The organism is Amycolatopsis rhizosphaerae (assembly GCF_007713715.1).
Taxonomy (GTDB): domain Bacteria; phylum Actinomycetota; class Actinomycetes; order Mycobacteriales; family Pseudonocardiaceae; genus Amycolatopsis_E; species Amycolatopsis_E rhizosphaerae.
In genome coordinates this window covers 1-7,287 of the sequence record NZ_VJWX01000370.1, presented here as the reverse complement: position 1 = coordinate 7,287, position 7,287 = coordinate 1, and the positions used below count along the sequence as shown (strand labels likewise).

8 protein-coding genes are annotated in these 7,287 nt (G+C 72.2%); 3 read left to right on the top strand and 5 right to left on the bottom strand.

The annotated features are described in order from the left end of the window. Positions 1-528: trehalase-like domain-containing protein (locus tag FNH05_RS27665; protein WP_222426723.1), on the bottom strand; the 528-nt coding region annotated here is incomplete at its 3' end. A 46-nt stretch (positions 529-574) separates the two neighbouring features. After that, entirely contained in the window at positions 575-1,588 is a 1,014-nt protein-coding gene (locus tag FNH05_RS27660) for an SDR family oxidoreductase (protein WP_246127972.1), read from the bottom strand. Between the two features lie 139 nt (positions 1,589-1,727). Here FNH05_RS27660 and FNH05_RS27655 point away from each other — a divergent pair, with 139 nt between their 5' ends. Then, entirely contained in the window at positions 1,728-2,786 is a 1,059-nt protein-coding gene (locus FNH05_RS27655; RefSeq protein WP_144591763.1) for a glucose 1-dehydrogenase, read from the top strand. Positions 2,787-2,883: 97 nt separating this feature from the next. Here the strand turns inward: FNH05_RS27655 and FNH05_RS27650 are convergent, their stop codons facing one another. Together FNH05_RS27650 and FNH05_RS27645 are read right to left on the bottom strand one after the other, a co-directional pair. Next, positions 2,884-3,117, bottom strand: a complete 234-nt coding sequence (locus tag FNH05_RS27650; RefSeq protein WP_144591761.1) for a LapA family protein — start codon at positions 3,115-3,117, stop codon at positions 2,884-2,886. Positions 3,118-3,128: 11 nt separating this feature from the next. Continuing rightward, positions 3,129-3,743: an HdeD family acid-resistance protein gene (locus FNH05_RS27645; protein WP_144591759.1), complete on the bottom strand. Its 615-nt coding sequence runs from the start codon at positions 3,741-3,743 to the stop codon at positions 3,129-3,131. A 216-nt stretch (positions 3,744-3,959) separates the two neighbouring features. Between FNH05_RS27645 and sigJ the strand changes: the two genes are divergently transcribed. Then, complete coding sequence (sigJ, locus tag FNH05_RS27640; RefSeq protein WP_144591758.1) at positions 3,960-4,880, top strand: RNA polymerase sigma factor SigJ; 921 nt, start codon at positions 3,960-3,962, stop codon at positions 4,878-4,880. 76 nt (positions 4,881-4,956) lie between these two features. Here sigJ and FNH05_RS27635 read toward each other — a convergent pair whose 3' ends face one another. Continuing rightward, positions 4,957-6,615 (bottom strand): amidohydrolase family protein, encoded by a 1,659-nt coding sequence (locus tag FNH05_RS27635; protein ID WP_246127971.1) that lies wholly within the window; start codon positions 6,613-6,615, stop codon positions 4,957-4,959. 62 nt (positions 6,616-6,677) lie between these two features. Between FNH05_RS27635 and FNH05_RS27630 the strand changes: the two genes are divergently transcribed. After that, positions 6,678-7,287, top strand: a 610-nt coding sequence (locus FNH05_RS27630; RefSeq protein WP_144591754.1) for a MerR family transcriptional regulator, incomplete at its 3' end; no start/stop codon positions are given.

Here is a 7,287-nt window from a genome sequence, read left to right as displayed (position 1 = left end):
GCGCAGGCCCACCTCGTCGCCCTCCGCCACGGTGAACCCGGCCACGCAGGTCTCGTTCTCGACGTGGTGGGGGACATCGCCGTCCAGCACCACGACGTTCGGGCCCGCGATCGCCTGGAGCCGCTTGCCCTCACGCCGGATCCAGGGCCGGTCGTGGCCGTACTCGAAGCGCACCACGGTCTCGCTGCGCACCCTGACCTTGCCCTGCAGGCCGCGCACCAGCCGGATCACGCGGGGGTGATCCTTCCGGATCGGCATGCAGTCCACGATCCGGATCACGCCGTCGTCGGTGGCCAGATCGGTTTCGAGGATCATCGTGTCCTCGCGGTAGCCCCGCCGGAGCGTGCGGGCCGGGCCTTCCGGCCGGATGATCCACCGGCCGTGCTCCGGGGTGCCCAGGAGCGCGGCGAAACACGCTCCGGAGTCCAGCCGGGGAAGGCACAGCCAGTCCAGGGATCCGTCGTAGCCGACCAGACCGGCGGTCTGGGTGTCGCCGATCAGGGCGTAGTCCTCGAGGCGCAGGGCCATCGATCCTTCCTTTCCGCCTGTCTCCGCCGCGTCGGTGCCGCGCGGGTCAGTGCCGCCTCGCGAGCGCGATGGCCGTGCCGGCGAGGCCGGCGGCCCCGGTGGCCACGGCGCCGAGCAGGCCGTGATGCTGGGAGGCCCAGAGTTGCGGGCTGGTGGCCTTGGCCGAGCGGTCGAACCGGCCGTGCGCGCCGAAGTCCTGCCCCGCCCGGTCGTCGGCGGGCTCCCACAGGTTGACCGGCTCGCCGGGATCACGCTTTCGCTTCGTCTGCTGGGAGGAGTAGCCGGTACGGGCGAGGTAGCGGTCGAGCAGGCCCGGTGCGATCTTGTTCGCCAGCAGGGTGCCCACCGTCGAACCGCCGACCCAGTACTCGCGGCGGCGCGGATGGTCGGCGGCGTAGGCGATCGCCTTCGCCGCGATCTCCGGCTGGTAGACCGGTGCGACCGGGCGCGGTTTGCGGGAAAGCCGGTTGAGCACCCAGTCGAACTGCGGAGTGTTGACGCCGGGCATCTGGACCATGGTCACCCGCACGCCCGACCGGTCGTGCAGCAGTTCGCAGCGCAACGCCTCGTGGAATCCCTGGATCGCGTGTTTCGCCCCGCAGTACGCGCTCTGCAGCGGGATCCCGCGATAGGCCAGCGCGGAGCCGACCTGCACGATCGTCCCGCGATCGCGGGGCAGCATGCGGTCGAGCGCGGCGCGTGTCCCGTGGACGTAGCCGAGGTAGGTCACTTCGGTGACCCGCCGGAACTCCTCCGGCCTGATCTCGGTGAACGGGCCGAACACGCTGGTGAAGGCGTCGTTGACCCAGACGTCGATCGGCCCCAGTTCGGCTTCGGCGCGCGTGGCCGCCCGGTCCACGGCCGCGTGGTCCGCGGTGTCCACGGAGATGGGCAGGGCCTGACCGCCTGCCTCCTCCACGTCCCTGGCGGCGGCTTCGAGCCCCTCCTCACCGCGGGCCAGCAGGGCCACCCGGTCCCCGCGGGCCCCGAACTCGCGGGCGGCCGCCCGGCCGATCCCGCCGCTGGCCCCGGTCACCACGACCACGCGCGCCTCGGTCACCGTCGTGCCCCTTTCCCGCCCGTGAACGCGGGCGAACCTTTGGTGTAGGCAACGTTCGTGGTGGTACCCGGGAGGGCGGCGTTCTATGCGGCGCCGCAGACAAGGTCCGAAGTGGACACCACCGAGGAGGGGGAGTGGGATGCGCGCACTCACCGTGCTGCCCGGACAGGCCGGCTCCCTGGAGGTCGCCGAGGTCCCCGACCCCGATCCGGGGGAGGAAGATCTGCTGGTCGAAGGGCTCGCCATGGGCATCTGCGGCACCGACCGCGAGATCGCCGCGGGCCGCTACGGCTGGGCCTCGCCGGGGCGGGACCGCCTCGTGATCGGCCACGAGTCGCTGGGCCGCGTGCGCCGGGCGCCCCAGGGGAGCGGGTTCTCCGAGGGGGACTACGTGGTCGGGGTGGTGCGCAGGCCGGACCCGGTGCCCTGCGGCGCCTGTGCGCGCGGGAAGTTCGACATGTGCCGCAACGGCCGTTACACCGAGCGCGGGATCAGGGAGCTGGACGGCTACGGCAGCCAGCTGTGGCGGGTGGATCCCGCCTACGCCGTCCGCCTGGACCCGAACCTGGCCGAGACCGGCGTGCTGATGGAACCGGCCAGCGTCGTCGCCAAGGCCTGGGACGAGATCGAGCGGATCGGCGCGCGGTCCTGGTTCGAGCCGCGGTCGGTGCTGGTCACCGGCGCTGGTCCGATCGGCCTGCTCGCCGCGCTGCTCGGCGTCGAGCGCGGGCTCGACGTCCATGTCCTGGACCGCGTCACCGGTGGCCCGAAGCCACGGCTCGTCCGCGAGCTCGGCGCCACCTATCACGACGAAGACGTCGCCGGGCTGGCCGGGAAACTCCGTCCGGACATCGTGATCGAGGCGACCGGCGCGGCCCCGGTCGTACTGGCCGCGATGACCGCCACCGGGCCCTACGGCATCGTGTGCCTGACCGGGGTGTCCAGTGCGGGGCGGCGGCTGAGCTTCGACACCGGTGCGGCGAACCGGGAGATCGTGCTGGAAAACGACGTGGTGTTCGGCTCGGTCAACGCCAACTTCCACCACTACCGCCTGGCCGCGGACGCGCTCGCCAAGGCGCCCGCAGGCTGGCTGTCCGGGCTGGTTTCGCGGCGCGTGCCACTGCGGGACTTCCCCGGCGCGTTCGAACGCCGGGACGACGACGTGAAAGTCGTGCTCACCCTCGGCGAAACCCGCTGAGGCCAGTGCTGACGCCAGTGCTGGGGCAAGCCGTGAAGGGTCCCTTCACAGTCGATTTGGCCGTGAAGGGACCCTTCACGGCCACCACCGCCGGTCCTTAGCGCCGGCGGTGGTGGCCGAGGGCGAAACCGACCAGCAGGCCGACGATGCCGACCGCGGCCAGCGCCGCCCACAGCGGGCCGCTGACCGTCGGGATGAACAGTTTGATCTGCACGGTCTGCCGGTTCTGCAGGATGAACACCAGCGCGATCACGGTGAGCACCACCGCGACGATCAGCCTGGTGTTGGCCCGGACCCGGTCCGAGGTGGACGATGGGGGACGTTGTGACATGGCCGGACTCCTCACGGGTGTACGGGCCGGTGCCCGGTACGGACCGCGGCCCGGTGGGACCGCTGGCGCAGCTGGATGCCGCGCCCGGTGGTGAGCGCGCCGTAGACCAGCAGCTCGATGCCCAGTACCAGCACCAGGATCAGGACGCTGGTGGCCGAGAAGGCGAGGACGAAGATGCCGGCGATGATGCTGATCACGCCGGCCGCCAGCGCCCAGCCGCGGCCGGGCATGTCGTGCGCCCCGGCCGCGTGCACGGTCTCGAGGATGCCCGCCACGATCCAGAACAGACCGAGCAGCAGCACCAGGACCGCGACCGTCTGGAAGGGATGGCGCAGGCACAGGATGCCGACGAGGATCGACACGATGCCCAGCAGGGCGAGCAGGACGCGGCCACCGCCGCGGATCTCGTGCGCGCTGAAGGCGGCGATGATCCGGAAGATCCCGGCGACGATGATCTGCAGGGCGAAGACGAACGCCACGGCGACGACGGTCGCGCCGGGCCAGGCGAGGATGAGCACCCCGGCGATCAGCGCGGTCACCCCGAGCACGATGACCCCGGTGGCGGACCGGGCCAGTTCCCCGGCCTGGTGGCCGGGACCCCAGCCGCCCGTCGTGTTGTCGGACATCACTACCTCCTCGGCAGCAGGCACTTGAAGGACACTTCGACCCTCCTCACCGGGGCCGACCAGCGGCGAGAGCCGAAAGGCCCCAAAAGGGACTGACTTTCCGACGCTGGACGCGCGGGGCCGCGCGGCCGGTCAGGGCAGCGGCGGCCTGACAGTTCGCTGTGCTGTCTTGTCGGATTGGCGAGGACTGCTACGACCGAGGGAGCCGGCGAGACCATGACCACCCGAGAGGATCCGGGACTGAGCGCCATCATGAGCGAGCGGCGTCAGTTGATCAATCTCGCGTACCGGCTTCTCGGTTCCCTGGCGGAGGCCGAGGATGTCGTGCAGGAGACCTACGCCCGCTGGTATGCCCTGTCCCCAGTGCAGCGTGCGGCCATCAAGGCCCCCGGCGCCTGGCTGACCACGGTCGCCGGCCGGATCTGCCTCACCGTGCTCGGCTCGGCTCGGGTGCGCCGGGAATCCTATGTGGGCGAATGGATTCCCGAGCCGCTGCCCGAACCGGGGGAGTGGACCGGCGACCGGCGGGGTGTCCCCGCCGATCCGGCCGACCGGATCACCCTGGACGAGTCGGTCACCATGGCCTTCCTCGTGGTGCTCGACTCGATGACCCCGGCCGAGCGGGTCGCGTTCGTCCTCCACGACGTCTTCCGCTACTCCTTCGCCGAAGTGGCCGAGATCGTCGGCCGCACCCCGGCGGCCTGCCGCCAGCTGGCCTCCTCGGCCCGCCGCCGGATTCGCGGTTCGCAGCCTCCGGCGACGTCGGTGACTTCGGCGGCCCAGCAGGCCCGTCTGGTCAGGAGCTTCAAGCAGGCATGGGAAGCCAAGGACATCAACGCCCTCATCGCCGTGCTCGACCCGGCCGCCACCGCGACCGCCGACGGCGGCGGCCTTGCCGACGCCGCACTCCGCCCGATCGACGGCGGTGAGCGGATCGCGCGCGCCTGCCTCGACATCGCCGGCCTGGTGCCCGGCATGACGCTGCTGGAGCGCACCGTCAACGGCCAGCCCGGACTGGTCGCCCAGGTGGACGGTGTCACCGTGACGGTGTTCGCGTTCGCCGTCGCGGGCGGGCGGATCACGCGGATCTGGACGGTCCGCAATCCCGAGAAACTGCGGCCCTGGACGGCGAACTGACGGGCGGGGCCCGTCAGCAGGCGATGGCGTTTCCCGCGATCTTCTCGGTGCGCAAGGGGATCCGGTGTTCGCCGAACTACGCGCGGCCTTCCCCACCCTCGGCTGAGGACGGTCGCGCGGGCGGACGGCGGCGTACGGCCACGGCGCGGGGATCGATCCACTGCCCTTGGGCGGGCTGGTCCGCCAGCGGGTCCGTCCACCGCACGCGGAGCCGGTCCGCGTGCGCCTCCTGGACGCGGGCTTCGCGCCACCGGCCGGGTGTCTCCTCGACCCACCACGGCTCGGTCAGGGAGGCGAGACCTTCGGCCCGCACGAGGTTTTCGGCGTCGTCCCGGGAAACGGGTTCGCCGAGTTCGCCGCCGAACACGGTCAGCGGCCGCCAGTGGTCCGGTGCCCGTTCCGGTGCGCGTTCCAGATAGCCCAGGAGTTCCCCGTCCTCGTCGCGGCGGACCGGGACCGGCTCGGGCCGGGGGAGGACGGCGGCCACGGCGGCCACCACGCGCTCGGTCTGTTCGCGCAGGGTCCGCAGGCCTTCGGTCTCGTCGGGGGAGTCCACATAGGAACCCAGGCCGGCCGGGATCCCCTCCTTCCACACCGCCCGGATTTCCTGGCTGTCCCGGATGCGCAGGTCGGGCTGCCCGGCCACGAGCACGAGATCGGCACGCAGGCCGGGCCGCACCCGGCCCCGGTCGGCGAGCCCGAACACCGTCGCCGTGCGCGCGGTCGCCGAAGTGAGCGCTTCGGCCGGGGTGAGTCCCGCCGCGGCGAGGCGCTCCAGTTCCCGGTGCAGGCTCGCGCCGTGGGCGAGGCCGGGATTGGGGGCGTCGGTACCGGCGAGCACGGGGACACCGGCGCGGTGCAGTGTGCGTACGTTGTCGCCCGCCACGGCGAAATCGGGCAGTTGTGGCGGCATCCACCGCCGGCCCTGCCGTTCGATCACCGCTGACCAGCGCGGCCCGAGCCGTCCGGCGAGTGCGGGACGGCTCAGCAGCGGCATGGTGCCGCCGCCGTCCGGGAAACCATCCGCAATGGACAGTGTCGAGACCACCGCCACGCCCGCCGCGGCGATGGCGCGCACCTGGTCGTCGGTGAGGGGATCGAAGGGGGTGTGGGCGAGCACGTCCACCCCCGTGGGGAGGAGGTCCAGCGCGGCCCTGCCGGTGGACACGTGCGCGGCGACGAGCAGACCGGCCCGGTGGGCCGCTTCGACGAGCGCGGACACGGTCCGCACGTCGAGGGAGGGTGCGGACAACGGCCCCCCGGCCGTGCCCTGCTCGTAGAAGACCTTGAGATACCGGGCGCCTTCGGCGATCCGGGCGGCGACGAACCGGTCCGCGTCGCCGGGCCCGGTCACGACCGGGAACTGCCCGTACATCAGGGAAGGATGGCCACCGGGGGCGGTCGCCCCGACCCCCGACGAGAAGACGTCGGCGTGGTCGGGGTGCGTGCTCGCGTCGAGGGCGCCGCGCAGGAGATCCGGCAGGCAGAACATGTCGAGGACGGTGGTCACCCCGAAGGTGAGCGCCTGGCGCGAAGCGCCCGGCAGCAGGTGGACGTGCGCGTCGATCAGGCCGGGCAGCAGGGTGCAGCCCGTCCCGTCGACGTGGTGGTCGCCGTCGCGGAGCAGTTCGGGCCCGCCGACGGCGTCGATGAGTCCTCCGGAGAGCCGCACCGCGGTGTCCGCCGTCAGGCGCTCCCCGTCGAACAGGCGGATGCCCGTGATGGTCGTCGTCATGCCGGGCACGGTAGAAGTTGACGTAGTGTGAAGGTCAACTCTTCCCGGAGGACAGGTCGGCCGTGCGGTTTTCCATCAGCGAGGTCGCCAGGATCTCCGGCGTCTCGGCGCGGACCCTGCGCCACTACGACCAGCTCGGCCTGCTGCCGCCCGCGGAGGTCGGCCGCAACGGCTACCGCTGGTACGGGCGCGGGGAACTGTTGCGCCTGCAGCGGATCCTCCTGTTGCGGCGCCTCGGCCTTGGCCTCGAGCGCATCGGTGAGGTGCTGCGGCAGGGCACCGGCGAGGCGGAAGCCCTGCACGAACAACTGGTCCGGTTGCGGGCGGAGCGGGAGCACCTTGACCGCGTGATCGGGGCGGTCGAGGCGACGATCGCCGATCTCGGCGCGGCGAGGATTTCCGATCCGGAGCGGTTTTTCGAGGGATTGCGGCAGGAGAAGGACGCCATGCGCGACACGCTGGGCGCCGGTTTCGGGCCCGTCGCGGCCGCAGCCTTCGAGGACGGTCAGCGCGCGCAGGAGGGGTTCAGCGCGGGCGACTACGAACACGCCGCCGCGCAGGGGAGAGCCCTGTTCCGGCGGCTCGCCGAGGTGATGCGCGGTGGGGTCGCTCCGGACGCCCCGGCCGCGCTCGACGCAGTGGCCGAGCACTATTCGGCGGTCAGCCGGTACT